Annotated in this window: 27 protein-coding genes; 15 read left to right on the top strand and 12 right to left on the bottom strand. The window is 71.0% G+C overall.

The features are described 5' to 3' along the window. A partial coding sequence (locus J3476_RS08690; RefSeq protein ID WP_207066090.1) for a nitroreductase family deazaflavin-dependent oxidoreductase occupies nucleotides 1–291 on the bottom strand: 291 nt, incomplete at its 3' end. A gap of 22 nt (nucleotides 292–313) precedes the next feature. On the opposite strand from J3476_RS08690, the gene J3476_RS08685 reads away from it, so the two are divergent. The 8 genes from J3476_RS08685 (at nucleotide 314) to J3476_RS08650 (ending at nucleotide 7,886) form a co-directional block, all read left to right on the top strand. Further along, a complete protein-coding gene (locus J3476_RS08685; protein WP_163679848.1) occupies nucleotides 314–697 on the top strand; it encodes a nitroreductase/quinone reductase family protein in 384 nt (127 codons plus the stop codon). Between the two features lie 58 nt (nucleotides 698–755). Continuing rightward, complete coding sequence (hemL, locus tag J3476_RS08680; RefSeq protein WP_207066071.1) at nucleotides 756–2,060, top strand: glutamate-1-semialdehyde 2,1-aminomutase; 1,305 nt, start codon at nucleotides 756–758, stop codon at nucleotides 2,058–2,060. Next, nucleotides 2,057–2,665, top strand: coding sequence for a histidine phosphatase family protein (locus tag J3476_RS08675; protein ID WP_207066070.1), 609 nt, complete (start codon nucleotides 2,057–2,059; stop codon nucleotides 2,663–2,665). Before hemL ends, J3476_RS08675 begins: the two co-directional genes overlap by 4 nt. A 53-nt stretch (nucleotides 2,666–2,718) precedes the next feature. Next, a complete protein-coding gene (locus J3476_RS08670; RefSeq protein WP_207066089.1) occupies nucleotides 2,719–3,276 on the top strand; it encodes a TlpA disulfide reductase family protein in 558 nt (185 codons plus the stop codon). After that, complete coding sequence (locus J3476_RS08665) at nucleotides 3,273–4,064, top strand: cytochrome c biogenesis CcdA family protein (RefSeq protein ID WP_207066069.1); 792 nt, start codon at nucleotides 3,273–3,275, stop codon at nucleotides 4,062–4,064. The genes J3476_RS08670 and J3476_RS08665 overlap by 4 nt, the downstream gene beginning before the upstream one ends. Further along, a complete protein-coding gene (locus J3476_RS08660) occupies nucleotides 4,064–5,731 on the top strand; it encodes a cytochrome c biogenesis protein ResB (RefSeq protein ID WP_207066068.1) in 1,668 nt (555 codons plus the stop codon). The genes J3476_RS08665 and J3476_RS08660 overlap by 1 nt, the downstream gene beginning before the upstream one ends. Further along, a complete protein-coding gene (ccsB, locus tag J3476_RS08655; protein ID WP_207066067.1) occupies nucleotides 5,728–6,708 on the top strand; it encodes a c-type cytochrome biogenesis protein CcsB in 981 nt (326 codons plus the stop codon). The genes J3476_RS08660 and ccsB overlap by 4 nt, the downstream gene beginning before the upstream one ends. A gap of 104 nt (nucleotides 6,709–6,812) precedes the next feature. Next, nucleotides 6,813–7,886, top strand: coding sequence for a MinD/ParA family protein (locus J3476_RS08650; RefSeq protein WP_207066088.1), 1,074 nt, complete (start codon nucleotides 6,813–6,815; stop codon nucleotides 7,884–7,886). A gap of 33 nt (nucleotides 7,887–7,919) precedes the next feature. On the opposite strand, the gene J3476_RS08645 is transcribed toward J3476_RS08650, so the two are convergent. Next, the gene (locus J3476_RS08645) at nucleotides 7,920–8,084 is read right to left on the bottom strand and encodes a hypothetical protein (protein WP_207066066.1); all 165 of its coding nucleotides are present in this window, start codon (nucleotides 8,082–8,084) and stop codon (nucleotides 7,920–7,922) included. Nucleotides 8,085–8,132: 48 nt separating this feature from the next. On the opposite strand from J3476_RS08645, the gene J3476_RS08640 reads away from it, so the two are divergent. Both J3476_RS08640 and J3476_RS08635 read left to right on the top strand, forming a co-directional pair. After that, complete coding sequence (locus tag J3476_RS08640) at nucleotides 8,133–8,510, top strand: DUF4229 domain-containing protein (RefSeq protein ID WP_207066065.1); 378 nt, start codon at nucleotides 8,133–8,135, stop codon at nucleotides 8,508–8,510. Between the two features lie 123 nt (nucleotides 8,511–8,633). Then, entirely contained in the window at nucleotides 8,634–9,011 is a 378-nt protein-coding gene (locus J3476_RS08635) for an ester cyclase (RefSeq protein WP_286182765.1), read from the top strand. On the opposite strand, the gene J3476_RS08630 is transcribed toward J3476_RS08635, so the two are convergent. The 8 genes from J3476_RS08630 to J3476_RS08595 form a co-directional block, all read right to left on the bottom strand. Beyond that, a complete protein-coding gene (locus J3476_RS08630; RefSeq protein WP_207066064.1) occupies nucleotides 9,008–9,730 on the bottom strand; it encodes a hypothetical protein in 723 nt (240 codons plus the stop codon). The two genes, J3476_RS08635 and J3476_RS08630, sit on opposite strands and share 4 nt — an antisense overlap. 7 nt (nucleotides 9,731–9,737) lie before the next feature. Beyond that, the gene (locus J3476_RS08625; protein WP_207066063.1) at nucleotides 9,738–10,646 is read right to left on the bottom strand and encodes a VWA domain-containing protein; all 909 of its coding nucleotides are present in this window, start codon (nucleotides 10,644–10,646) and stop codon (nucleotides 9,738–9,740) included. Beyond that, the gene (locus J3476_RS08620; protein ID WP_207066062.1) at nucleotides 10,643–11,608 is read right to left on the bottom strand and encodes a hypothetical protein; all 966 of its coding nucleotides are present in this window, start codon (nucleotides 11,606–11,608) and stop codon (nucleotides 10,643–10,645) included. The genes J3476_RS08625 and J3476_RS08620 overlap by 4 nt, the downstream gene beginning before the upstream one ends. Continuing rightward, nucleotides 11,599–12,072, bottom strand: a complete 474-nt coding sequence (locus J3476_RS08615) for a hypothetical protein (protein ID WP_207066061.1) — start codon at nucleotides 12,070–12,072, stop codon at nucleotides 11,599–11,601. Before J3476_RS08615 ends, J3476_RS08620 begins: the two co-directional genes overlap by 10 nt. Then, nucleotides 12,062–12,928: a DUF58 domain-containing protein gene (locus J3476_RS08610; RefSeq protein ID WP_207066060.1), complete on the bottom strand. Its 867-nt coding sequence runs from the start codon at nucleotides 12,926–12,928 to the stop codon at nucleotides 12,062–12,064. Before J3476_RS08610 ends, J3476_RS08615 begins: the two co-directional genes overlap by 11 nt. 12 nt (nucleotides 12,929–12,940) lie before the next feature. Beyond that, nucleotides 12,941–13,954: a MoxR family ATPase gene (locus J3476_RS08605; RefSeq protein WP_207066059.1), complete on the bottom strand. Its 1,014-nt coding sequence runs from the start codon at nucleotides 13,952–13,954 to the stop codon at nucleotides 12,941–12,943. 66 nt (nucleotides 13,955–14,020) lie between these two features. Then, nucleotides 14,021–14,890, bottom strand: a complete 870-nt coding sequence (locus J3476_RS08600) for a 1,4-dihydroxy-2-naphthoate polyprenyltransferase (RefSeq protein ID WP_207066058.1) — start codon at nucleotides 14,888–14,890, stop codon at nucleotides 14,021–14,023. 13 nt (nucleotides 14,891–14,903) lie between these two features. Further along, nucleotides 14,904–17,672, bottom strand: coding sequence for an arabinosyltransferase domain-containing protein (locus J3476_RS08595; protein ID WP_207066057.1), 2,769 nt, complete (start codon nucleotides 17,670–17,672; stop codon nucleotides 14,904–14,906). A gap of 229 nt (nucleotides 17,673–17,901) precedes the next feature. On the opposite strand from J3476_RS08595, the gene J3476_RS08590 reads away from it, so the two are divergent. The 5 genes from J3476_RS08590 to J3476_RS08570 all read left to right on the top strand — a co-directional run bounded on the left by J3476_RS08590 (nucleotide 17,902) and on the right by J3476_RS08570 (nucleotide 23,147). Then, nucleotides 17,902–18,678, top strand: coding sequence for an S-methyl-5'-thioadenosine phosphorylase (locus J3476_RS08590; protein WP_207066056.1), 777 nt, complete (start codon nucleotides 17,902–17,904; stop codon nucleotides 18,676–18,678). Further along, a complete protein-coding gene (locus tag J3476_RS08585) occupies nucleotides 18,675–19,715 on the top strand; it encodes an NAD-dependent epimerase/dehydratase family protein (RefSeq protein WP_207066055.1) in 1,041 nt (346 codons plus the stop codon). The genes J3476_RS08590 and J3476_RS08585 overlap by 4 nt, the downstream gene beginning before the upstream one ends. Nucleotides 19,716–20,204: 489 nt before the next feature. Next, the gene (locus tag J3476_RS08580; protein WP_207066086.1) at nucleotides 20,205–20,987 is read left to right on the top strand and encodes a TMEM165/GDT1 family protein; all 783 of its coding nucleotides are present in this window, start codon (nucleotides 20,205–20,207) and stop codon (nucleotides 20,985–20,987) included. 104 nt (nucleotides 20,988–21,091) lie between these two features. Beyond that, nucleotides 21,092–21,877 (top strand): alpha/beta hydrolase, encoded by a 786-nt coding sequence (locus tag J3476_RS08575; protein WP_207066085.1) that lies wholly within the window; start codon nucleotides 21,092–21,094, stop codon nucleotides 21,875–21,877. A 148-nt stretch (nucleotides 21,878–22,025) separates the two neighbouring features. Further along, nucleotides 22,026–23,147, top strand: a complete 1,122-nt coding sequence (locus J3476_RS08570) for a nitronate monooxygenase family protein (RefSeq protein ID WP_207066054.1) — start codon at nucleotides 22,026–22,028, stop codon at nucleotides 23,145–23,147. A 112-nt stretch (nucleotides 23,148–23,259) separates the two neighbouring features. Here J3476_RS08570 and J3476_RS08565 read toward each other — a convergent pair whose 3' ends face one another. Together J3476_RS08565 and J3476_RS08560 are read right to left on the bottom strand one after the other, a co-directional pair. Further along, nucleotides 23,260–24,285 carry a cell wall metabolism sensor histidine kinase WalK gene (locus J3476_RS08565; RefSeq protein WP_152515421.1) on the bottom strand — a complete coding sequence of 342 codons (1,026 nt, stop codon included), beginning with the start codon at nucleotides 24,283–24,285 and terminating at the stop codon, nucleotides 23,260–23,262. A 2-nt stretch (nucleotides 24,286–24,287) separates the two neighbouring features. Further along, on the bottom strand, nucleotides 24,288–24,980 hold the full coding sequence (locus tag J3476_RS08560) for a response regulator transcription factor (protein ID WP_152515422.1): 693 nt from the start codon (nucleotides 24,978–24,980) through the stop codon (nucleotides 24,288–24,290). Nucleotides 24,981–25,026 lie beyond the last annotated feature (46 nt).

Here is a 25,026-nt window from a genome sequence, read left to right as displayed (position 1 = left end):
GATCGTCCACCAGTGAGGGTCGGTCACCGGGAAGCTCCGGCCGTGGCGGCGCATCGTGCCCCCGCCGGCGGCGGTGATGTTCTTCAGCCAGTCCCGGTCCGGGCCGTAGGTCAGCAGCACAGCCACCCCGTCCCGGGTGCTGAACACCGTCAGCGGGGTGCGGTAGGGCCGCCCGGAGCGCCGCCCGACGTGGGTGAGGATGCCCATCGTCGGCGCCCACCCCGCCCACATCCGCTGGATGGGGTTCGTGACGTGCCGATTGAACCGCGCCAGCCATTGCGGCAGTTGCATGCCATCCATCAAACTCCTCGGTGTGGCCTACCTCAAGCCGCCGTGGTTCACGGCCCGGGTGTTCAACCGGGTCGCGATGGCGACGGGGTTGAGCGGCACCCAGACGTTGACGGTCACCCGCCGCAGCGGAGGCCCCCAGCGCATCCCCGTCGTCGTCCCCGAGGTCGACGGGGTCAGATATCTGGTGTCCACGCGCGGCGAGTCGGACTGGGTGAAGAATGTCCGCGCCCACCCGAACGTCGAGGTCAACGGCGCCCGCTACGTCGCCAACGAGGTCCCGGTCGAACACCGCGGCCGCATCCTGGCCGCCTACCGGCCACTGGCCGGCAAGGTGGTCGAGGGGTACTGGCGCAAACTGCCGGACGACGCCGACCACCCGGTCTTCGCGCTCACCCCGACCGTGTGAGCGCACACCCACTACACCCTGTAGTGGACGAATTGGCGGTGGCTGGGACACTGGTGCCATGAGCAGTACCGACATGTCGGCCAAGTTGTTCGCCGAGGCCTGTGACGTCATCCCGGGCGGGGTGAACTCGCCGGTGCGGGCCTTCGCCTCGGTGGGCGGCACCCCCCGGTTCATCACCTCGGCCAAGGGCTGCTGGCTCACCGACGCCGACGACAACCGCTACGTCGACCTGGTGTGCTCGTGGGGGCCGATGATCCTGGGTCACGCGCACCCGGCCGTCGTCGAGGCGGTGCAGCGGGTCGCCGTCGACGGGTTGTCGTTCGGCGCACCGACACCCTCGGAGTCCGAACTGGCCCGCGAGATCGTCGACCGGGTCGGTCCGGTCGAGAAGCTGAGGCTGGTCAACTCCGGCACCGAAGCCACGATGAGCGCGATCCGGCTGGCCCGCGGGTACACCGGCCGGGCCAAGATCGTGAAGTTCGCCGGGTGCTACCACGGTCACAGCGACGCGTTGCTGGCCGACGCCGGCTCGGGGGTGGCCACCCTGGGGCTGCCCTCCTCGCCGGGGGTGACCGGCGCCGCAGCCGCCGACACCATCGTGGTGCCCTACAACAATGTGGCCGCCGTCGAGGACGTCTTCGAGCGGTTCGGCGACGAGATCGCCTGCCTGATCACCGAGGCCAGCCCGGGCAACATGGGCGCGGTGCCGCCGCTGCCCGGCTTCAACGACGCGCTGCGCCGCATCACCGCCGCGCACGGGGCCCTGCTGGTCGTCGACGAGGTGATGACCGGGTTCCGGGTCAGCCGCTCGGGGTGGTACGGCCTGGAACCGGTCGAGGCCGATCTGTTCACGTTCGGCAAGGTGATGAGCGGCGGGCTGCCGGCGGCCGCGTTCGGCGGCCGCGCCGAGGTGATGGGGCGCCTGGCCCCACTGGGCCCGGTGTACCAGGCGGGCACGCTGTCCGGGAATCCGGTGGCGATGGCCGCCGGGCTGGCCACGCTGCGCGCCGCCGACGCCGACGTGTACGCCAAGCTCGACGCCAACGCCGACCGGCTCACCGGACTCATCACCGAGGCGCTCAGCGCCGCCGGTGTCGCTCACCGGATTTCGCGCGCAGGCAACATGTTCAGCGTGTTCTTCTCCGACGAGCCGGTCGTCGACTTCGCGTCCGCGCGGTCCACCGACACCTGGCGCTTCCCGGCGTTCTTCCACGGCCTGCTCGACGCCGGTGTGTACGCCCCGCCGAGCGCCTTCGAGGCGTGGTTCGTGTCGGCGGCGCTGGACGACGACGCGTTCGACCACATCGCCGCGGCGCTGCCGGGCGCCGCGCGCGCTGCGGCGCTGGCCACGGAGCCGGCATGACCGAACAGACAGTGGTGCACGTGATGCGCCACGGCGAGGTGTACAACCCGGACAAGATCCTCTACGGCCGCCTGCCCGACTACCACCTCTCCGAGCGGGGTCGCGCCCAGGCGCAGGCCGTCGCCGGCTGGCTGGCAGCCCGCGACATCACCCATGTGGTGGCCTCACCGCTCGAACGCGCCCAGGAGACCGCGGCGCCGATCGCGCAGCGGCACGGGCTGGTGGTCGGCACCGATGACGAACTGATCGAGTCCACCAACGTCTTCCAGGGGCAGAAGGTCTCGCCGGGCGACGGAGCGTTGCGCGACCCCCGCAACTGGTGGCATCTGCGCAACCCGCGGACCCCGTCCTGGGGTGAACCCTACCGTCAGATCGCCGCGCGGATGACGCGCGCGGTGCTGCGGGCCCGGGCCGACGCCGCCGGGCACGAGGCCGTGTGTGTCAGCCACCAGCTGCCGGTCGAGACGCTGCGACGGGCCATGACCGGCGCTGCGCTGCACCACTTCCCGACCAAACGGATGTGCAACCTGGCCTCGGTGACGTCGTTCTACTTCCACGACGACGCCTGCGTGGGGTGGGGGTACGCGGAGTTGTCCGGGCAGTGAGGTCGCCGGCGCCCCGCGGGCGCACGCTGGTGACGGCGTGCGTGGCTGTGGTGATGGCCGTGGCCGCGTTGACCGGCTGCTCCACCGGCAGCGACGCGGTCGCCCAAGGTGGCACGTTCGAGTTCGTCGCCCCCGGCGGACAGACCGACATCTTCTACGACCCGCCGGAGGATCGGGGCCGGCCCGGCCCACTGTCGGGACCGGATCTGATGGACACCGACCGCACCATCTCGCTCGACGACTTCGCCGGCCAGGTCGTCGTCATCAACGTGTGGGGCCAGTGGTGTGCCCCCTGCCGCACCGAGATCTCGCAACTGCAGCAGGTCTACGAGGCGACCCGCGACCAGGGCGTCGCGTTCCTCGGGATCGACGTGCGCGACAACAACATCGACGCGCCGCGTGACTTCGTCGTCGATCGCGGCGTGACGTTTCCGTCCATCTACGACCCGGCGATGCGCACGATGATCGCGTTCGGGGGGCGCTATCCCACGACGGTGATCCCGTCCACCGTGGTGCTCGACCGCCAGCACCGGGTCGCGGCGGTGTTCCTGCGGGAACTGCTCGCTGAGGACCTGCAGCCCGTCGTCGAACGCCTGGCGGCCGAACAGTGAACCCCGATCAGCTCGACCAACTGACCACGGGCGGTCCGCTGCTGCTGGCCGCGCTGGTCAGTGTGCTGGCCGGGCTGGTGTCGTTCGCGTCGCCGTGCGTGGTTCCGCTGGTGCCCGGTTACCTGTCCTATCTCGCGGCGGTGGTCGGGGTGGACGGGTCGGCCGCCGCGCCGGCCGACAGCCGGGTGGCGGTGCGCGGAGCGCGGCTGCGGGTGGCCGGGGCGGCGGCGCTGTTCGTGGCGGGCTTCACCGCGGTGTTCGTCCTCGGCACCGTCGCGGTGCTCGGCATGACGACCACCTTGATCACCAATCAGCTTCTGCTGCAACGTATCGGCGGTGTGATCACGATCTTCATGGGTCTGGTGTTCATCGGGCTGGTGCCCGCACTGCAGCGCGACACCCGGTTCGCGCCGCGTCAGATCTCCACACTGGGCGGGGCGCCGCTGCTCGGTGCGGTGTTCGCACTGGGCTGGACGCCGTGCCTGGGCCCCACGCTGACCGGCGTGATCGCGGTGGCCTCGGCCACCGAGGGCAGCAACGTCGCCCGCGGGGTGGCGCTGGTGCTGGCCTACTGCCTGGGGCTGGGCATCCCGTTCGTGCTGCTGGCCTTCGGTTCGGCGCGCGCGGTGTCCGGGCTGGGCTGGCTGCGCCGCCACACTCGCGCGATCCAGGTCTTCGGCGGGGTGCTGCTGATCCTGGTCGGCGCCGCCCTGGTGAGCGGCCTGTGGAACGAGTTCGTGTCCTGGGTGCGCGACGCGTTCGTCTCCGACGTCAGGCTGCCGATCTGATGGCCCGCCCCGTCGCGCTGCTGCGCAGCACCTGGCGCACCCTGACCTCGATGGGCACGGCGCTGGTGCTGCTGTTCCTGTTGGCGCTGGCCGCCATTCCCGGGGCGTTGCTGCCGCAACGCAACCTCAACGAGGCCAAGGTCGCCGAGTACATCGCCGAGCACCCCGCGCTCGGACCGTGGCTGGACCGGGTGCAGGCCTTCGACGTGTTCTCCAGCTTCTGGTTCACCGCCATCTACGTGCTGCTGTTCATCTCGCTGGTGGGATGCCTGACCCCGCGGATGGTCGAGCACGTCCGCAGCCTGCGTGCCACCCCGGTGCCCGCACCGCGCAACCTGGGCAGGCTGCCCAAGCACCACACCGGCGAGGTCGCCGGCGATGCCGACGACATCCCGGCGCTGGTCGTGGCCGCCGAGGGTGAGCTGCGGGGCTGGCGCAAGGTCACCCGCCGGGAGGGCTCAATGGCCGGAGCCGCCCCGGCGGCGACATCCGGCACCGGAGCCGCCCCGGCGGCGACATCCGGTACAGAGATCTCCGCCGAGAAGGGGTATCTGCGCGAGTTCGGCAACATCGTCTTCCACTTCTCGCTGCTGGGTCTGCTGGTCGCCATCGCCGCGGGCAAGATGTTCAGCTACGAGGGCAACGTCATCGTCGTCGCCGACGGCGGGCCAGGGTTCTGCTCGGCGTCACCGGCGGCGTTCGACTCGTTCCGCGCGGGCAACACCGTCGACGGCACGTCGCTGTACCCGATGTGCGTGCGGGTCAACGACTTCCAGGCCACCTATCTGGATTCCGGGCAGGCCGTGTCCTATCAGGCCGACATCGAGTACCAGGCCGGCGACGACCTCGCCTCCGGCGGTTGGCAGTCGTACCTGCTGAAGGTCAACGAGCCGCTCCGGGTCGGCGGGGATCGCGTCTATCTGCAGGGACACGGGTACGCGCCGACGTTCACCGTGACGTTCCCCGACGGCCAGACCCGCACGCAGACGCTGCAGTGGCGCCCCGAGGATCAGATCACGATGCTGTCGTCGGGGGCGATGCGGTTCGACCCGCCGGGCGGCACCTACTCCGACGAGTGGCAGCGTCGGCAGAACCAGATCGCCATCCAGGGCCTGTTCGCACCGACCGAGCAGCTCGACGGCACGCTGTTGTCTTCCAGCTTTCCCGCGATGAACGATCCGGCCGTGGCCGTGGACATCTACCGCGGTGACACCGGGCTGGACACGGGCCGGCCCCAGTCGCTGTTCTCGCTAGATCCCCGGATGATCGACCAGGGTCGGCTGACCAAGGTGGCCCGGGTCAACCTGCGCGAAGGTCAGGACACCCGCCTCGACGACGGGACCGTGGTGCGCTTCGACGGCGCGACGCCGTTCGTGAACCTGCAGGTGTCCCACGATCCGGCCCAGATCTGGGTGCTGGTGTTCGCGATGACCATGATGGGCGGGCTACTGGTGTCGCTCATCGTGCGACGTCGACGCGTCTGGTTGCGGCTGGTGCCAGGCCCGGAAGGTACGGTGAACGTCGAGTTCGGTGGTCTGGCCCGGACCGACAACTCCGGCTGGGGCGACGAGTTCGAGCGGCTGACGGAGCGTGTGCTGTCCACCATGCAGTCGGCGGAGCGGGCCCGGCGTCCGGAACGGCAACAGAAGAAGGCAGAGCATTCATGAGCACCACCATCGACCTCGGATTGGCCCGATACTCCGACTGGGCGTTCACGTCTTCGGTGCTGGTCCTCGTCGGTGCGCTGCTGTTGTTGGCGGTCGAACTGGCCTACAGCCGCAGCCGCCGCGCCGAGTCCCGCGAACTCGTCACCGCCGGGTCCGGCGCGGTCACCCCGGACAGCGTCACCCCTGGTGTCGTGACCGACGCCCCGCGGCGTCCCTTCGACGAACGGATCGGGACGTCCGGGGTGGCCCTGGTCTACGTCGGGATCGCGCTGCTGCTGGGCTGCATCGTCCTGCGCGGCCTGTCCACCTCGCGGGTGCCGTGGGGCAACATGTACGAGTTCATCAACCTGACCTGCTTCTGCGGTCTGGTGGCGGCCGCGGTGGTGCTGCGCAGGCCGCAGTACCGCTCGCTGTGGGTGTTCGTGCTGGTGCCGGTGCTGATCCTGCTGACGGTGTCGGGTCGCTGGCTGTACTCGCACGCGGCGCCGGTGATGCCGGCGCTGCAGTCGTACTGGTTGCCGATCCACGTCTCGGTGGTCAGCCTGGGTTCGGGGGTGTTCCTGGTGGCGGGCGTGGCCAGCATCCTGTTCCTGGTGAAGATGTCCCGGCTGGGGCAGCCCGGACGCACCGACCTCGCCGGCCGCATCGTGTCCAAGCTGCCGGATGCCCAGACGCTGGACCGGATCGCCTACCGGACAACGATCTTCGCGTTCCCGGTGTTCGGGTTCGGCGTGATCTTCGGCGCGATCTGGGCTGAGGAGGCCTGGGGGCGGTACTGGGGCTGGGACCCCAAGGAGACGGTCTCGTTCATCGCGTGGGTCGTGTACGCGGCCTACCTGCATGCGCGTTCCACAGCCGGATGGCGGGACCGCAAGGCGGCCTGGATCAACATCGTCGGCTTCGTCGCGATGGTGTTCAACCTGTTCTTCATCAATCTGGTCACCGTCGGTCTGCACTCCTATGCCGGGGTGGGCTGATCGACCGCACGAGGAGGCCGGGCGTGTCCGAGTTTCCAGCGTCTGGGCCGTCGGGCTCCGAGCTGTCCGGGGGGTTCCGCGCCCAGCAACGGTTCACCGATCCGATGGCTCCGGTCCCCGCCGAGTGGACGGCCCCCACCCCGCCGCAGGGTGTGCCTGCGCCGTCCGCGCCGGCACCTGACCTGCCGGAGACCGGTGCGGACCCGGCACCGTTTCTGGACCTGTCGACCGTGGCGCTGCTCGGCAAGGGCAAGCGGGGCCCGTCGGCGGGCTGGCGGAAATGGCTCTACGTGGCGTCCGGGCGGCTGATCGATCCCGGGGAGAGCCCCAAGGTGCTTCGCCACGACACCTTGCTGGCCCAGGCGCAGACCCCGCTGCGCGACTGCTACCGGATCGCGGTGCTGTCGCAGAAGGGCGGGGTGGGCAAGACGACGATCACCGCATCGCTGGGCGCCACGTTCGCCGAGGCCCGGGGCGACCGGGTGATCGCGGTGGATGCCAACCCCGACCGCGGGACGCTCAACCAGAAGGTGCCGCTGCAGACGCCGGCCACGGTCCGGCACCTGCTGCGCGACGCCGAGGGCATTCACGCCTACAGCGACGTGCGGCGCTACACCTCCCAGGGGCCCAGCCGACTGGAGGTCCTCGCCTCCGAGAGCGACCCGGCGGTGTCGGAGGCATTCAGCTCCCAGGACTACCACGACACGCTGGAGGTCCTGGAGCGGTTCTACAGTCTGGTGCTCACCGATTGCGGCACCGGCATGCTGCACTCGGCGATGACGGCGGTGCTCGACCGCGCCGACGTGCTGCTGGTGATCAGTTCCGGGTCGGTCGACGGGGCCCGCAGCGCCTCGGCGACGCTGGACTGGCTCGACGCGCACGGCCGTGAAGATCTGGTGCGCAACGCGATCGCGGTGGTCAACGGGGTACGCGGGCGGCCGGGCCGGCGCGGCGGGAAAGTCGATCTGGACAAGGTGGTGGACCACTTCACCCGACGCTGCCGCTCGGTGCGTCAGGTGCCCTTCGACGCGCACCTCGAAGAGGGCGCCGAGATCAGCCTCGACCGGTTGAAGCCGGACACCCGCGACGCCCTGCTGGACTTGGCCGCGACCGTGGCACAAGGCTTTCCAGGAGCAGGGTTTCCGAGGGCTCGACGCCCCCACGACACGGCGGGTTGAGGGCCGCCGCGCGTTGTGCGCGGTCGCGTTCCGTCAGGACCGGGGTTGGTCGTCCCGCGGATTGATGCGCCGCAGAAAGTCCGGATCGTCGTCAGGTCCGATCACCCGGGTCCGCGGGCGGTTCGCCGCCGTCCGGGTGATCCGCCAGCCGACATACACCAGTACGGCCAGGACGAGAATCAGGAGTAGATACGCCACTAAAAACCTCCTTCCTGTCAATATACGCGTCCTCGGTAGGCTCGGATCGTGTCTGACCGACAGCCTGGATCACGCCTGTTCATCGACGTTTTCACCTACGCCGCAGCGCGGCTGGCACTGGTGGCTGCCGTCACGGCGGTGATCGTGGGTCTCGGGTATCTGATCGGAGTCGCCGTCCCGGTCGTGGTGGCCCTGTTGTTCGCGATCGTCATCGCGCTCCCGTTGGGCATGTGGGTGTTCACCCCGTTGCGGCGACGGGCCACCGCCAGCATCGCCGCGGTGGACGAGCGCCGCCGCCGCGACCGTGAGCAGCTTCGCGCGCGGCTGAGGGGTGAGACCCCCGTCGATCAGGCTGGGGACGGCGGTGCCGGCGATCGGGCTGGGGACGGCGGTGACGCCGGGGGTGACGTCACGCCGCGCGGCTGAGCGCCGTCGGGCGTGCGGGCCGACGACCAGTAACGACGCCTGCCACAGCGATGCGGTTGCCGGACAGCGGTCGGACCGCCGGTGACCTGCATACCGGAAATGTGATGTGGGTAACCCTCGGTGATGGACAGCCAACAGGTCATGACGCGGGGGACGGCCGAGCGCAGCGCCGTCCAGTTGTACCGACGCTGGATCGACGAACTGTGGGCCGGGGAGCCGGTGGCCGCCGAACTCGTCTCCGACGATTTCGTGGGGCACTGGCCGACCCGCGACGTGCACGGCCCGGCCGAACTGCAGTCGATGGTGGACGAGACACGCGCGATGTTTCGCGAGTTGGAGTTCTACGTCGACGTCGATCCGTTCGCCAACGGCGACATGCTCGCGGCCCGGTGGATCGGCACGGGTGCCCGCGAACGTGGGCCGGTGCTGTTCGCCGGCAACGACATCCTGCGCGTTCGAGACGGGCGGATCGTCGAGTACTGGGCCTGTTCATCGAGTTAACCGGCGGCGTCGCGCAGCAGTCTGCGCAGCACCTCCATCGGGTCGCCTTCGGTGGGATCGAGTTGACGTGGTTCGGCCGGATCGTCGGTGCCGGGCGCGGCCACCGGTGGTGGCGCAGCGGGAAGCGCCGCCGCCGCCGGCGGTGGGGAAACCGGTGGCGGCGGCGCGGCGGTGCCGAGGTTGCGCAGCTTGGCCTCGATCCGCGCGGCCGTCTCCGCGCGGATCGCGCGCCGTGGCGGGTCGGCGTCCTGGTTTCCGGCGAAGCACCCGGCGGGCGCGTCGGCCAGCACCTCCAGCGCGCTGAGGTACTGAGTGCGGGCGCTGTCGAGCCTCGCTTCCCAGGCGTCGATGTCCGCGCGGCGCTCCCGGACCAGCACGAGGTTGACGCGGGCGGGGCAGGTGTGCGGTTGGTCGGTGCGTGCCAGCGCCTCGGAGAACTGGGCGTCGGCGACCTCGAGGCGGTCGTCGAGCACGGCCAGCGCACCCGCGGCGAACGCAGCGTTGGCGGGTTCGATGACGTCGAACACCTGCAGGATGGCGACATCGTCGTCGAGCGCGCCGATGTCGCCGGAGTCGTAATGGCGTTGCGCGGCGTTGCCGGCCACGACCACGGAGATGAGCTTCGCGGCGACCAGCAGCATGATCAGCGCCGGCGCGGCCGACAGGACGAGCAGGCGCCGCCGCAGCCTCAGCCGGGCGGGTTTCGGGGCGGGTGTCATCACGCGGTCACCGTCCCGCCCGGTCGCTCAGCCGGGTGCGGCGCAGATCCCGCACCGTCAAGCCGATCTCGATCAGCAGCAGCGCCGAGGCCAGCGATGTCAGCACCCAGTAGTACTCGGTGCGCGGTCGCGACTCGGTGAGAGTCGCGGCGTCCGCCGACCCGGTCTCAGCGGCCCGCACCGGGTCCCCGGCGGCGCGGTCGACGTAGGGCACGCCGAGCTGGTCGGAGATGGCCCGCAGCCGCGCGGCACCGTCGCCTCCGTCGTAGCCGAACACCGCGCCTCCGTCGACCGCTTCGGCGGCGAACCTGCTCTGCGGCGAGGTGGATTGTGCTGCCCCGGAACCGAAGTAATACACCAACTCCTCGGCCTGCGGATAGCGCTGGCGGGCGGCGATCAGCTGGTAGCGCAGGACATTGGCGGCCGCCGCCGCGTTGGCCTGGTCGGCGGCCGCGGCCGGGCCGGCCGCCGGGGAGAGGGTGTCGACGAGGGGTCGCAGGCTCCAGGCGTCACCGGACAGCGGCCAGGCCACCGCGGGTCGCGAGGTGAAGGTGATGACACCGAAGCGGGCATCCTCGTGCGCGGCCGTCAACGCATCGATGTCCTCGCGGATGGCCGACATCCGGGTGGCCCCTCCGATGTCCGCGATCGCGGAGTCCGCTGACAGGTCGACGACGAAGAACACGTTCGCCCCGGACGCCCCGGCATGGTCTGCGGTGCGCTCGGCCGCGGCGTCGACCCCCGGGCGGGCTGCGGCCAGCACCACCAGCATCAGCGCGCCGGTCGTCGCGGCCCAGCGCAGCACGCCCCACCGGCCGGACCGCGTCGCCGGACGCAGCACCACGGCGCGCAGCGCGAGGATCACCGCCGCAAGCGCGGCCAGCGCGACGGGGGGAAGCACCGGGTCGAACGTCACCGCCGAACCGCCAGCAACGAAATCCCGAGCAGAGCGGTCAGCATGAGCGCGGCGATCAGCACGACGACCGGGGCATCCGTGCGCTGTTCCTCCGTGCCGCGGGCTTGCTGCGCGGCGCGGATCTGGTCGAGTTGACCGGTGACCGCGGCCGGGTCGTACCGCAGGAACAACCCGCCGGTCTGCTCGGCCGCGGCGGCCAGTGCGCCGGTCGGACGTCCGGCGGTGGCGAGGGCGTCGATGCGTACCCCGGCGTCGCGTGCCATGTCGGCGACCTGCGCGTCGGTGAACAGCGACGGACGATCGTCGCCCGGGTCCCGCAGTTCGCCCGGTCCGAGGTAGAGCACCGACCTGTCGGTGTCGCCGGAGGCGGGGAATCCCGGAAAGCCGTTGAGGCACAGAGCGAGGACATCAGCCACCGTCGGCGCGTAGTCGGTGTACTCGACGGGGGCGCTCAGCGGCTGCGCCGGAGGTGGCGCCGAGGGGTTCTGCGAGATCTGCGCGTAGTCGCCGAATTGTTCGGCGGCGAACTGGTAGTCACGGGTCAACGGGACCACCCGGCGGTTGGGGGAGGTCAGACCGATCCCGGTGACGCTGTAGTTGCCGGCCTGACGCGCGAAGTAGCTCAGGAACCGGCCGGTGGCCTCGCTGGTCGCGGGTTCGGCGACGCAGAGCATGATGTCCTCGCGCGAGTCGGCGTCCTGGTCGGTGGTGGTGCTGGGGCGTGCGCTGGCCACCAGCGTGGCGCCGAACAGCACCAGCAGGACCGCCAGGACCATCGCCGTGGAGCGGGTCCGCGCGGCCAGCACCGCGCGGTACTCGGGCAGCCGGGACAACCGGCTGGTGTTGGCCAGCGCCAGCCCGTCGCCGGGGGAGCGTCGCGTCGGGATCAGGACGGCCAGCGCGACCGTGCCGAGAAGGCACAGCACCCCGAGAATCGCGACCGGCCACCACATCAGGGCCATGAGCGGATCAATTCTTCGGTCTGCCTACCGAGTCGGTCGAGATCGGTGGTCGAGGCGCGGTTGAACTGCGCGTCACCGAGCGCGCTGAGCACCGGTGCCGCCGCGGCCAGCTCACCGTCGGCGACGGCGCGCAGCTGCATGTACTGGGCGCGCCGGCCGGTGGCCTGGTGCAGAAAGCTGCGAAGCGCGCGAGCAAGGGCGGCGCCGGCCTCCGGGTCGGACAGCTCGCCGCGCCGGTGCGAGTCGGTGATCCGGCGCACCGAGCGCAGGAAGCGGTGCCGCAACACCCGGGCGTGCACGTGCCGCACGGCCGGGATGGCCCTCAGCCGGTGCGAGGGCAGGGTTGCCACGAAAACCACGGCGTACCAGATGATCACCGCAAGGACCAGGGCCAGCCCCAGCCACAACCACACCGGCGAGTAGCCGGGCGGTCCGCTGACGAACTCCAGCAGGTCATCCGGCACGCGACCACACCCCGGTCATGTCCACGATCGCCCGGCGCAGATCCGCGCTGCCGGTGAGCGTGGCGTGCGCGATGGATCGTGCCGTCAGGAACTCGGTGAGGCGTTGCGCGCGAGCCTGTTCGGCGCGGCGATACGCGGCGATGACCCGCCGGTCGCCCGCGGCCAGCGCGTGGACGGGCCGTCCGGTGGCGATGTCGAAGCCGCCGCGGTCCCCGGCGGCGGTCGCGGGCATGTCGGCGACCATCGCCCACATCACGTCGTGGCGGGAAACCAGCCTGGCGGTCAGCTCGTCGAGGCGGGTGTCGGGTTCGGGCTCGTCAGAGACCACGACGACCAGCATCCGATGCCGGTAATGCGTTGCCACATAATCCAGTTGGCAGCAGATGTCACTGGGGCCGCGGGCAGCCACAGCGTGGTCGTGGTAGTGGGTGAGGATGCGCTCGACCTGGGTCTCGCCCCGGCTGAGCCCGATGTTGAGGCTGCCGCGGCCGTCGCCGTAGACCATGGCGAGCTGATCGCTGCGGCCCAGGGCGATCAGCCCGATCGCGCCCAGCACGTTTCCCGCGACCGTGCTCTTGCGTTCTCCCCCCGGGGCCAGCGCCGCCATGTTCTGCCCGGCATCGGCGACGAGCAGGATCTTGTGGTGTTTCTCGGTGACGAAGCGCTTGATCAGCACCGAACCCGACCGGGCTGAGGCCTTCCAGTCGATGTCGCGGACATCGTCACCGGGCACGTAGGGTCGCAGCTCGTCGAATTCCATGCTGCGCGTGTGCAGCAGTGCGTAGCGGCCACCGTCGAGCAGGCCGCGGGTGTCGGTGCCGAAGCGGCGCTTGACCGCGTTGAGGTGCTTACCCACCGGGGCCGCCGATCAGGGCACCCGTACCGCGTCCAGCGCGGCGTCGATCACCACGGCCGGAGTGAGGCCGGCGCCGGCGGCCTCGAAGCCGAGGATGAGCCGGTGTTGCAGTACCCGATGGGCGAGGTCGGCGATGTCGTCGGGAATCACGTGCGCGCGCCCGGACAGCAGTGCCAGCGCGCGTGCCGCGGTGCACAGCGCGATGGTGGCGCGCGGGCTGGCGCCGTACTCCACCAGCCGCGCCACCTGCGCGGGCAGGTGTTTGGCCGGTTCCCGGGTGACCGCGACGAGGTGGCTGGCGTAGAGCATCAGCTCGCGGCTGAGGTAGACGTCGGCGACGACGCGCTGCACCCGGCGGACGTCATCGAGGGTGGCGACCGGCCGTGCGCGGTGTCCTTTGTCGTAGAGACCGGCGTCGCGGCGGCTGAGGACCTCGACCTCCTGTTCCGGGGACGGGTAGCCGACGATGTCCTTGAGCAGGAAGCGGTCGGTCTGTGCCTCCGAGAGCGGGTAGGTGCCCTCCTGGTCGACCGGGTTCTGGGTGGCGATGACGAGAAACGGTTCCGGGATGGGGTAGACGGTGCCCGCGACCGTGGTCTGGCGTTCCTCCATCGCCTCGAGCATGGCGCTCTGAGTCTTGGCACTGGACCGGTTGATTTCGTCGAGCAGCACGATGTTGGCGTGCACCGGTCCGAGCTGGGTGACGAACGACGCCCGCGCGGCGTCATAGATCTGGGTGCCGACGATGTCGCTGGGCAGCAGGTCCGGAGTGCACTGGATGCGCCGGAACTCGCCGTCGATGGCGTCGGCGATGACCCGCGCGGCGGTCGTCTTCGCCAGTCCGGGCACGCTCTCGATGAGGATGTGGCCGCCGCTGAGCAATCCGATCAACAGCGATTCGCGCAGGTGCTCCTGCCCCACGACCTTGGCGGAGAACGCCGCGCTCAACGCCGCGACGGTGCGCTGAGCAGCACGGACGTCATCGTCGGACACCCCGGGCGGGCGGGGGAGCGGCGCTGCGGTCATCCGCGCTAAGTACCACGCCGGTCGGGGGCGCAAACCGGGCGCAGCGTCGTGCGGCGCCCGGTCGGGTCAGGCCAGCGCGAGCGGTATCGCCACCGCGACCGCCCACACCAGCATCGTCAGCCCGGTGTCACGCAGCACCGGGATCAGCTCCCGGCCGCCCGATCCCCGCCGCACCGGTGTGGTCGCGCGCACCGCCAGCGGCAGCGCGACGAGCCCGGCCGCGCACCAGGGGGTGGCGAACATCAGCACCAGCGTCAGCGCGAAGGGCAGCACCATCAGCGCCTGGAACAGCAGCCGGGTGCGGGCGTCCCCGAGCCGGACCGCCAGCGTGATCTTGCCGGTCTGGGCGTCGGTGGGGATGTCGCGCAGATTGTTGGCCACCAGCACCGCCGAGGACAGACATCCGGTGGCGACTGCCAGCGTCACACCGACCCAGTCGACGCGCAGCGCCTGTGTGTACTGGGTGCCCAGCACCGCGACCAGACCGAAGAAGACGAACACCGCGATCTCGCCGAAACCCAGATAGCCGTAGGGCCGGGAGCCGCCGGTGTAGAGCCAGGCGCCGGCGATGCACACCGCGCCGACCGCGATCAGCCACGGCGCCGACACCCACGCCAGCGCCACCCCGGCCACGGCGCCCACGGCCAGTGCCAGGACCGCGGCCACCAGTACCGACCGCGGCGCCGCGAGCCGTGAGCCGACCAGGCGCAGCGGGCCGGACCGCACGTCGTCGGTCCCGCGGATACCGTCGGAGTAGTCGTTGGCGTAGTTGACGCCGACGATCATGCCGACCGCGACCAGCATGGCCAGCAGAGCTTTCCACCACGACGCGGCCTCCAGCCAGGCCGCGGCGCCGGTTCCGGCGATCACCGGGGCGATCGCGTTCGGCAGCGTGCGGGGACGTGCTCCTTCGACCCACTGGGCAATGCTGGCCACGCGGCTCAGTCTGTCACGGCCGGTCAAAGCCCCATCGGACGTCGCGGGTGGTGGTCAGGTCGTAGGCGTCGCGCGAGGTGGCCGGATCGGCGACGAGCACTGTGCCCCAGTCGACGTCGGGGTGACCGCGCAGCCTGCCGGACACCTCCCGCAGGTCTCCGTAGAGGGCCAGCCCGGCGAAGGTACCGCCGATGGCCTGGGCGCGGTCTTCGAGGAAAAACGGCCGCGGTGATTCGATGACGGCGCCCGGAGTCTGCGCCACCCCGGCGGCCACCCGCGGGATGTCCCGGATACACGGGAACAGGAAGCCCTGCGGCCAGCTGAGCAGCACCGGCGAGCGTCCGGCCAGGAAGTCGTTGAGCGCGACCGCCGACCGCAGCCTCGGCCCGGTGAACGCCAGCCAGCCCCACGCGTCGGTCCGGTCGTCGAGCGCGGCGATGCGCACCCGGTCCGCACCGGCGGGGATCGCTTCGGCGTCCACCCCGATCGACCGCCACAGCGGGTGGGCCGGATCCTCGCCGGGCGCCGGGCGGTCCACCGGGGCGCGGGTGCCCAGGACGGCACCGTCGGCGCCGCCGAATTCGAAGGCCAGCGCGTTGCCGTCGTCGGTGCGGCCGGCCACCGACACCGTCAGGCCTTGGCCCTCGGTCAGCGGGGGCAGGGTGAACCACCTGGTCAGTACCGTCGCAGCACCATCGGTGCCAGCCTCGGCGTCGTCGTCGGTGTCCTGATAGGTGCCCCACACGTAGGACGCGCTCGCCGTGCCGGGCGCATCCGGGGGCGGCGCGGCGGGCGGGAAACCGCCCGGAACGTGCGAGCGGCCGTCGAGCGGGTCGAGGACCGCACCGTCGAGCAGCACCTCGACGTCGTCGGCGAGCCCGCACACCCGCTCGCCGGTGAGCCGGTGCAGATTGGCCAGCGCCAGAGACCCCTCGGCGCGGCGCAACGGCGCGGCGACGAAGGATCCGAGCAGCACCGCCACCGACGTCAGCGCGGCGGTGAGGATCATCAGTGCGGGCGCCCGGCGTCGGGCGAGCAGCGCCACGACAACGGCGACGGCCAGCCACACCAGCGGGTTGTCCAGCGGCACCCCGGCGGGCCGGATGGGCCCGGAGGCCCACGGCACGTCGTACACCGTGGACTGCCACCACGCGTTGGGCCCGGTGAACGCCCACGCGGCCGCGGCGGTCGGCAGCGCCACGGCGGCCAGCGCGCCGCGCCGCCCCGGCGGCTGTCGGCTGATCAGCACCACCGCGACGGTCAGGAACGCCGCCAGCACACCGGCGGCGGCACCCAGGTGGTACGACCACTTCGACGGCACCACCGCGTAGGCGGCGGCGAGCAGCAGCACCACCACAGCCAGCCGCCGCGCCGAGCGCTGCACCACCGTGCGGCCCGACCACGCCAGGCCGGCCACGACGGGCAGCATCGCCACCGCCAGCAGCGGAGCCACCCGCTTGGCGGCGCTGCCCTGCTGGTCGCCGCTGAGCAGGTTGGCCCAGCGTTCGGGTTCGGAGTACCAGGGCAGGTTCGGGCCGAAGTCGCGGTGCCAGTCGGTCGCTGTCACCAGCGCCGACCACGTCTGGTCGGCGAAGATCAGCGTCACGCTCAGCGCCGCCACGCAGCACAGCAGCAGCACATCGGCGCTCAGCGCCGCGCGCGACGCCGCGGCCCGGCGCAGTACCGACCACATCCTCGGCGCGAACACCGCCAGCGGCGCGGCGAGCAGCGCGGCGGTCGGGCTGATCGGCACGGTGACCGCGGCCACCAGCACGGTGACGGCGACCCCGGCGCGGGTGCGGGCCCGCCACGCCAGTGCCAGCACCGCGCACAGACCGAGCGCGATGTAGCTCTCCGGGCGGACCCCGAGGTTGAACGGCAGCCAGGACGCCAGCAGCAGTACCGCGGCGGTGCCACGCACCCACGGCAGGCGGGCCGCCCCGGGCAGCGCGGCGGCCAGCACACCCCGGGTCAGCACGAACCAGGTGGCCACCGCGAGCGCCGTGCTCGGCAGCCGCAGCCACAGCGGAGCCAGGCTGATCTCGGTGAGCGGAGCCAGCAGCTGCTGGCTCAACGCGAACGGCACCTCCGGCGCGTTCCACCACCGGTAGTAGTTGCCGGCCTCCCCGGTGGCGGCCAGGTTGCGCGCGATCGTCGTCGCCCAGCCGTCGTCGACCGCCAGCGGCCCGATCACCGCCCACCCGGCCAGCACGCCCACCACGGCCGCGTCGATCCACCAGAGCCTGCCGGGCCGGGGCCGGCGCGGTTTGCGCAGGCGGCACCCGAGCAGCCACAGCGCAGTCAGCACCGCAACCACCTGCAGCGCGACCAGCACCAGCTTGACCGCGGTCGGGCTCGTCGCGAACGGGGTGCCGACCCGCACGGTGACGCTCAACCCGCCCGCGGTGGGCAGCTCGGTGCGGAAGCCGAACACCTGCGGCACGGGGCCGCCGGCGCGGACCGTGATGCCGTCACCGCCGGTCACCGCCCAGCCGGCCGGCCCGGCGTGCAGCACCGCGGTGCACTGCGGGCCCGGTCCGCCCGCGATCGGCAGTTCGACGTCGTCGGCGCGCAGCAGCGCACCGCCGGGGCCTGCGGTGACCGTCATGCCGTCGTCGGTGGGCCCGGTCGCCAGCACGGTGCGCGGTTCGCCCGCCGCGAGCGCCGAGCAGGGGATCTGGGCGGTCAGCTCGGCCGGGCGGTAGGGCACCACCAGGGCCGTCGTCGAACGTGCCGGCTGCCCGGCGGCCGGCCAGGACAGCGTGACGCTCTCGCTGAACACAGGGGCCGCCGGCAGCACGAGTGCGGCGAGGACGCCGCACGCGCCGACGAGCAGCGCGAGCCAGGTAGGCGGGCGGGGACGCAGGAGGAAACCTCTCGGTTGGGCACAGACGGGCCGCGTGCAGCCTCTCAGCGATCGCCGGGGCAATCCAGTGTCGCGCGCTGCTGTCACAACACCGTCATGCGTGGCGCCTGCACACCGCCGGTGGGCGATGAACCACAATGGGCGGATGCTGGGAGTGATCGGTGGTAGCGGTTTCTACACGTTCTTCGGTGCTGATGCCCGCGCCGTCAGCCTCGACACCCCCTACGGGCCGCCGAGCGCGCCGATCACCGTCGGCACCGTCGGGGACCACGAGGTGGCGTTCCTGCCGCGGCACGGCTCCAGCCACGAATTCTCGCCGCACACCGTGCCGTACCGCGCCAACATGTGGGCGCTGCGCGCGCTGGGCGTGCGACGCATCTTCGGCCCGTGCGCAGTGGGCAGTCTCGATCCCGCACTCGGTCCCGGCGCGATGGTGGTGCCGGATCAACTGGTCGACCGCACCTCGGGACGGTCGGACACGTACTTCGATTCCGGCGGCATCCACGTCGGGTTCGCCGACCCGTACTGCCCGACGCTGCGCAGTGCCGTCACCGGGTTGCCCGACGTGGTGGACGGCGGTGCGATGGTGGTGGTCCAGGGGCCGCGGTTCTCCACCCGCGCGGAAAGTCGCTGGTTCGCCGACCAGGGTTTCCGTCTGATCAACATGACCGGCTACCCGGAGGCGGTTCTGGCCCGAGAGCTCGAGATGTGTTACGCGGCCATCGCTTTGGTCACCGATCTGGACGCCGGCATCGAATCGGGTACGGGGGTGCGTGCGGTGGACGTGTTCGCCGAGTTCGAACGCAACCTCGGGCCGTTCAAGCAGCTGGTGCACGAGGCCATCGACGGTGTGCCCGCCGAGCGGGACTGCGAGCACTGCCTTGCCCATCAGGGCGTCGAGCTTCCGTTCGATCTGCCGTGAGGGTGTTGCTGACCGGCGCGGCCGGTTTCATCGGAACCCGCATCGGCGCACAACTGTCCGCCGCCGGACACGAGGTCGTCGGGGTCGACGTGATGCTGCCCGCCGCCCACGGTGACGGCGCCCAGCCTCCGCCGGACGTCCGGCTGCTCGACGTTCGCGACGCGGATGCCGTCGCCGAAGCGCTCCACGGCGTCGACGTCGTCTGTCACCAGGCTGCCGTGGTGGGGGCCGGCGTCAACGCCGCCGACGCACCGTCCTACGGGTCGCACAACGACTTCGCGACGACGGTGCTGCTGGCCGAGATGTACGCCGCGGGGTGCAGACGGCTGGTGCTGGCGTCGTCGATGGTGGTCTACGGGCAGGGCCGATACGGCTGCCCGCAGCACGGAATCGTCGATCCGGTGCCTCGTCGGCGCGCCGACCTCGATGCCGGGGTGTTCGACCACCGCTGCCCGGTCGGCGACGAGCCGGTCGACTGGGTGCTGGTCGACGAGGACGCCCCGCTGCGCCCGCGCAGCCTGTATGCGGCCAGCAAGGTCGCCCAGGAGCATTACGCGCTGGCGTGGGCGGAGTCGACGGGCGGGTCGGTCGTCGCGCTGCGCTACCACAACGTCTACGGGCCGGGTATGCCACGCGACACCCCGTACTCGGGGGTGGCCGCCATCTTCCGGTCTTCACTGGAAAAAGGCGACGCACCAAAGGTTTTCGAGGACGGCGGCCAGGTGCGCGACTTCGTCCACGTCGACGACATCGCCGCGGCCAACGTCGCGGCCGCCGAGGCTACCGGGGCCGGCGCCGCCGGGTTCGACGCCTACAACGTGTGCTCGGGCAGGCCTGTGTCGATCCTCGACGTCGCGACCGCCCTGTGCGACGCGCGCGGCGGCATCAGCCCGGTCGTCACCGGTCAGTACCGCAGCGGCGACGTCCGCCACATCGTCGCAGATCCGGCGAAAGCGGCGCAGCAGCTGGGCTTCCGGGCGGCTGTTGACCCGGGTGCCGGGTTGCGCGAGTTCGCCGACGCCCCGCTGCGAGGGTGAGGCGAGCCCCGGCTGCGATGATCCGGCGCGGAAGCGGTTCGAATCCCGTTGGACCGCGGCGCCACCAGCCGCGTGTCCCGCCCGTCACCCTGATGAATTGTGGGTGCCATGAACTCGTCGCCTCGTCGCCTCGTCGCCTCGTCGCCTCGTCGCCTCGTCGCCGGGGCGTATCAGATCGTTCGGACCCTGCCCGAAAACGGATTCGGTCAGCCGAATCTTTCAGATAGCTGAGCCAAAAGTATTGGCGCAGAACCATATTGATCTTCGCAGGGTTGCGTGCCCGAGTTCGGGCGCATATAGTCGGTGCAGCGAAGGGGAGTAGCCCCCAATCGATTCATCGACATACTGGCCGCCGATCGTCTTGCGGCCCGGTGATTCGGACCGGTTCTGATGCCGGTGGGCGAGACCTTCGACCGCATGAGCCAATGGGCTGTCGGTCGGAGGAATTCCCGTTCTTCTGTGGCAGCCAGCGATACGAGGAGACGCTTCGTGCTAGCCGCGCTACTGCTGAGTTTCGGCGTGATATTCATCGCCGAGCTCGGTGACAAGACCCAACTGGTCGCCATGATGTTCGCGTTGCGATACCGCTGGTGGGTGGTACTCGCGGCCATCACCGCCGCCACCACCGCCGTGCACGTCTTGTCGGTGGCGATCGGCCACTATCTCGGAGCGGCGTTGCCGACGCATCTGCTCGGCATTCTGGCAGGCCTGGCCTTCGTGTTCTTCGGGCTGTGGACATTGCGCGGGGACAGCCTCACCGACGAGGAAACCTCCCGCGCACAAAAGGCCACCGCACCGGCATTCTTCGTCGTGACCTCGGCCTTCGTGCTGGCTGAGTTGGGCGACAAGACGATGCTGGCCACGGTCACCTTGGCTGCCGACCGCGACTGGTTGGGGGTGTGGATCGGTTCCACCCTCGGCATGGTGGCCGCCGATGCGCTCGCCATCCTGGTCGGTGCCGTGGCGGGGAAACACCTGCCCGAGAGGCTGATTCAACTCACCGCGGCCGCGTTGTTCCTGCTCTTCGGCTTCTACATGCTGCTCGAAGGTCTTCTGCCCTCCGCGCCTGTCCTGATGGTGGGCGGCATTGCTGTCGCGCTGGTAGCCCTGCTCGGCGCCGCTTTTCGCGCAGCGCCGCCGCGGTGGCGGCCTGCGTCCATGCGTCCAGGTGCCGATTCGGCTGAGCCCGGGGCCGGAGGGCCTTCCGATGACGAGTCGGCCGGTGTCGCTGCGGGCGATCGAGCGGAGGATCGTCGGGGCTCGGTGGGGTGAGTCTCACACGCCGTTCTCGCCACCGGGCGGGCGCGGCCCGTGCCGACGACGGTGAGGGGCGCGCCGTCCGTCGCGCGACGGCCGTCGTCACTATCGTCATCCTGGTGGTGTCGGGGCTGCTCGGGCTGTTGTGGTCGCAGCAGCGACGGCTGATCTACTTCCCGTCTGACGGACCGGTGCCGTCGGCGGCGACGGTGCTGTCCGGCGCGCGGGACGTCGTCCTGCGCACCGCCGACGGCCTCGAGCTGGGCGCTTGGTATCTGCCCGGCACCGGTGGTCCGGCGGTTCTGGTGTTGCCCGGCAACGGCGGTGACCGCGCGATGCGGGCACCGCTGGCCGCGGGTCTGCACCGGATGGGCCTGTCGGTGCTGCTGGTCGACTACCGCGGCTACGGCGGCAACCCGGGCAAGCCCACCGAGGAGGGTCTGGCCACCGATGCCCGCGCCGCCCACGACTGGCTGACCGCGCAGCCGGAGGTCGACCGCATCGTCTACTTCGGGGAGTCGCTGGGCGCCGCGGTCGCGGTCGGGCTGGCCGTCGAGCGTCCACCCGCCGCCCTGATCCTGCGTTCGCCGTTCACGTCGCTGACCGACGTCGCCGGTGCGCACTATCCGTGGCTCCCGGTGGGCAAGCTGCTGATGGACCGCTACCCGTCGCTGCAGCGGATCCCGGCCCTGCAGGCTCCGCTGCTCGTCATCGCCGGAGACGAGGACGACATCGTGCCCTGGTCACTGAGTCGGCAACTCTACGATGCGGCCCCGGAACCGAAGGAGTTCCTGACGGTGTCCGGTGTCGGGCACAACGATCCGGCGCTGGCGGACGGCCCGCAGATGGTGAACGCCGTCGAGCGTTTCCTGGCCACCCACGGCATCAGCGCACCGGGCCGATGAACACCGAGGCGTCGAAGTGGAGATGTCGTCGTAGTGGAGATGAGCCAGGTGGCCCTTCCTGGCCCCGGCAACTGCGCCGCCGCTGCCCGGGCCGAGTGTTCGGGGGTTCCCGACCCTGGTTGACAGCTGTCAAGTAATACTGATCCCCATGACCTCTCAAGCGCTGTGTGAGCAGTACGGCATCGACTTCCCGCTCTTCGCGTTCAGCCACTGTCGCGACGTGGTGGCCGCGGTCACCAACGCCGGCGGGTTCGGCGTGCTGGGTGCCACGGCGTACACCCCTGAGCAGCTCGATCGCGAGCTGACGTGGATCGACGAGGCGGTCGGCGACAAGCCCTACGGGGTCGATCTGATCGTTCCGGCGAAGTTCGAGGGCAAGGGCGAGAAGCTCTCGGGCACCGACCTGGCCGGCCGGATCCCGCAGGCCTACCGAGACCTCGTCGACGACCTGCTGCGCAGCCACGACATCGAACCCGAGCCGGAGCGCCGACTCGGAGGGGCGTCGCTGTCGGGGAACACCGGCCGCGAGTTGCTCGACGTCGCGCTGACCCATCCGGTGAAGCTCATCGCCAACGCGCTGGGGGTGCCGCCGGACTACATGATCGAGGCGGGCAAGGAACGCGGTATCCCCGTCGCGGCGCTGGTCGGCGCCAAGGAGCACGCCGTCAAGCAGGTCGCCGCGGGGGTTGACCTGATCGTCGCGCAGGGCACCGAGGCCGGTGGGCACTGCGGCGAGGTCAGCACGCTGGTCGTCGTCCCGGAGGTTCTCGACGCCGTCGACGGCGCGGTCCCGGTGCTGGCCGCGGGCGGAATCGTCACCGGTCGGCAGATGGCCGGGATGGTGGCCATCGGTGCGGCCGGCGCGTGGACCGGGTCGGTGTGGCTGACCACCGAAGAAGCCGAGACCGCACCGCACACGGTGGCCAAAATGCTGGCCGCATCGTCGCGGGACACCGTGCGCTCGGCCGGGCGCACCGGCAAGCCCTCGCGTCAGCTGGTCTCCGAGTGGACGGACGCCTGGCTGCCGCATTCCGGCGGGCACCAGCCACTTCCTCTTCCGCTGCAGTCGATGCTGTGCGAGCCGGTGATCCGCCGCATCGACGTGCTGGCCGCCCAGGGGCATGACGGCGCCCAGGCGCTGGCAACCTACTTTGTCGGCCAGGGGGTGGGCTTGATGAACAAGGTGAAACCGGCCCGCGAGGTGGTGCGCGAGTTCATCGAGGACTATCTGGCCGCCGCCGACCGGCTGAGCAACTCCCTACCCGGCTGACGCACCCCCGGCTGACTTCCCCCGCTGCCGACCGGCTGATCCGCGAACGTGCATTCCCTGTAGCTCCCGGCCGCCGACCGCTACAAGGAATGCACGTTCGCGAACCAGGACCTCAGTCGCCGGCCAGCGGCAGGCGGACCTCGAAGCGGGCTCCGGTGGGCAGGTTGTGCGCCGACAGCGTGCCGCGGTGGGCTTGCACCAGCCCGGCCGCGATCGCCAACCCGAGCCCCGAACCGCTGGGCAGCGACGAATCCGCACGCGGCACCCGGCTGTTGGATCCCCGGTAGGCGACGTCGAACACGCGGGGCAGGTCGGCTTCGTCGATGCCGACCCCGGTGTCGTCGACGCGGGCCCAGGCGCTGTTCTCGTCGGCGCCCAGCGCCAGTTCCACACTGCCGCCCTCGGGCGTGTGCGCGATCGCGTTGGCCACCAGGTTCGACAGCACCCGCACCAGCGCCCGGTCGCTGCCGACCACCCGCACCGGCTGGTCGGGCAGGTTCGCACGCAGCACCACGCCGGCACGCTCGGCGGCGATGCGGTGCGCGGCCAGCACGTCGTCGACCACCTCGTCGAGCGCCACCTTGTCGAACGACGGGGTCAGCGCGCCGGCGTTGATCTTCGACATCTCGAACAGGTCGTCGACCATCTCCGACAGGCGCACCGATTCGTGCTCGATGTGTTTGGCGTGCACCTTGACCTCGTCGTCGGGCACCACGCCGTCGGCGATCGCCTCCGAGACCGCGCGGATGCCGGCCAGCGGAGTGCGCAGATCGTGGCTGACGAAGGCCACCAGACGGCGCCGCGAATGCTCTGCCGAACGCTCGGAGTCGCGGATCTCGGCTTCCCACACGGTGCGTCTGGCCTGGTAGCGGCCCAGCATCACCGCGGCGGGGATCGTCACGATCGACACGATCACGAGCACCACCGCGATGCTCTCGAACGTCGAGGTGATCATGAAGCCGCTGGCGCCCAGCACTCCGGTGAACGTCGCGATCACCGGGATCAGCACCAGCGCGACCATGCTCACCGCCAGCGACCAGGTGCGGGCCAGCCGGATGACGACCCCGCCGATCAGCACCACCGGCACCGAGCAGGCCAGTGCCCAGCCGACCATCTCCCAGAAGTCAGCGCTGCCCATCCTCACCGTCCGGTTGCCGGCCCGTCGGCGGCCCACATGTAGCCGCGGCCCCACACCGTCTGCACCCGATGGTGTTCGCCCAGCTTGGAGCGCAGCCGCTTGACGTGCACCGTCACGGTCGACAGGTCCCCGAAGTCCCACCGCCACACCTGCTTGAGCAGGTCCTCGCGGGTGAAGACGGCGTCGGGGTGGGTGAGGAAGAACACCAGCAGGTCGAACTCCCGGTTGGTCAGGCTGATCCGCCGCCCCCGTACCGTCACGGCCCGCGAGGCGGTGGAGACCACCAGCTCACCGGCGGTGATGTCGCGGGGCAGCACGTTCGACGAGGCAGGCGCGCGCCGCAGCACCGAACGCACCCGCAGGGCCAGCTCGCGCGGCGAGAACGGTTTGGTCAGGTAGTCGTCGGCGCCGGCTTCCAGCCCGGCGATGCGGTCGTCCTCCTCGCCGAGCGCGGTCAGCAGGATCACCGGCACGCTGTACGCCCCACCTTCACGCAGCCGTCCGCACAGCGACAGGCCGTCCGGGCCGGGCATCATCACATCGAGGATCGCGACGTCGATGCGCTGCGAACACAGCAGACGCAGCGCCTCGTTGCCGTCGTGGGCGGTCGACACGTCGAGGCCGTCCCGTTCCAGGTAGCGGCGGACGACATCGCGGACGACATCGTCGTCGTCGGCGATCAGCACTCGGGTCACCACTCCGAGGCTAGCGCGCCAACCCCGCGACCAGCGCCTTTGTTAC

The organism is Mycobacterium sp. PO1 (genome assembly GCF_017312405.1).
Lineage (GTDB): Bacteria > Actinomycetota > Actinomycetes > Mycobacteriales > Mycobacteriaceae > Mycobacterium.
This window is presented reverse-complemented; position numbering and strand designations above follow the sequence as displayed.

Coding starts and splice junctions, on each gene's coding strand:
- hemL (WP_207066071.1), top strand. CDS start 756: ATGAGCAGTACCGACATGTCGGCCAAGTTGTTCGCCGAGGCCTGTGAC.
- J3476_RS08675 (WP_207066070.1), top strand. CDS start 2,057: ATGACCGAACAGACAGTGGTGCACGTGATGCGCCACGGCGAGGTGTAC.
- J3476_RS08670 (WP_207066089.1), top strand. CDS start 2,719: ATGGCCGTGGCCGCGTTGACCGGCTGCTCCACCGGCAGCGACGCGGTC.
- J3476_RS08660 (WP_207066068.1), top strand. CDS start 4,064: ATGGCCCGCCCCGTCGCGCTGCTGCGCAGCACCTGGCGCACCCTGACC.
- ccsB (WP_207066067.1), top strand. CDS start 5,728: ATGAGCACCACCATCGACCTCGGATTGGCCCGATACTCCGACTGGGCG.
- J3476_RS08650 (WP_207066088.1), top strand. CDS start 6,813: ATGGCTCCGGTCCCCGCCGAGTGGACGGCCCCCACCCCGCCGCAGGGT.
- J3476_RS08635 (WP_286182765.1), top strand. CDS start 8,634: ATGGACAGCCAACAGGTCATGACGCGGGGGACGGCCGAGCGCAGCGCC.
- J3476_RS08630 (WP_207066064.1), bottom strand. CDS start 9,730: ATGACACCCGCCCCGAAACCCGCCCGGCTGAGGCTGCGGCGGCGCCTG.
- J3476_RS08620 (WP_207066062.1), bottom strand. CDS start 11,608: ATGGCCCTGATGTGGTGGCCGGTCGCGATTCTCGGGGTGCTGTGCCTT.
- J3476_RS08605 (WP_207066059.1), bottom strand. CDS start 13,954: ATGACCGCAGCGCCGCTCCCCCGCCCGCCCGGGGTGTCCGACGATGAC.
- J3476_RS08590 (WP_207066056.1), top strand. CDS start 17,902: ATGCTGGGAGTGATCGGTGGTAGCGGTTTCTACACGTTCTTCGGTGCT.
- J3476_RS08570 (WP_207066054.1), top strand. CDS start 22,026: ATGACCTCTCAAGCGCTGTGTGAGCAGTACGGCATCGACTTCCCGCTC.
- J3476_RS08565 (WP_152515421.1), bottom strand. CDS start 24,285: ATGGGCAGCGCTGACTTCTGGGAGATGGTCGGCTGGGCACTGGCCTGC.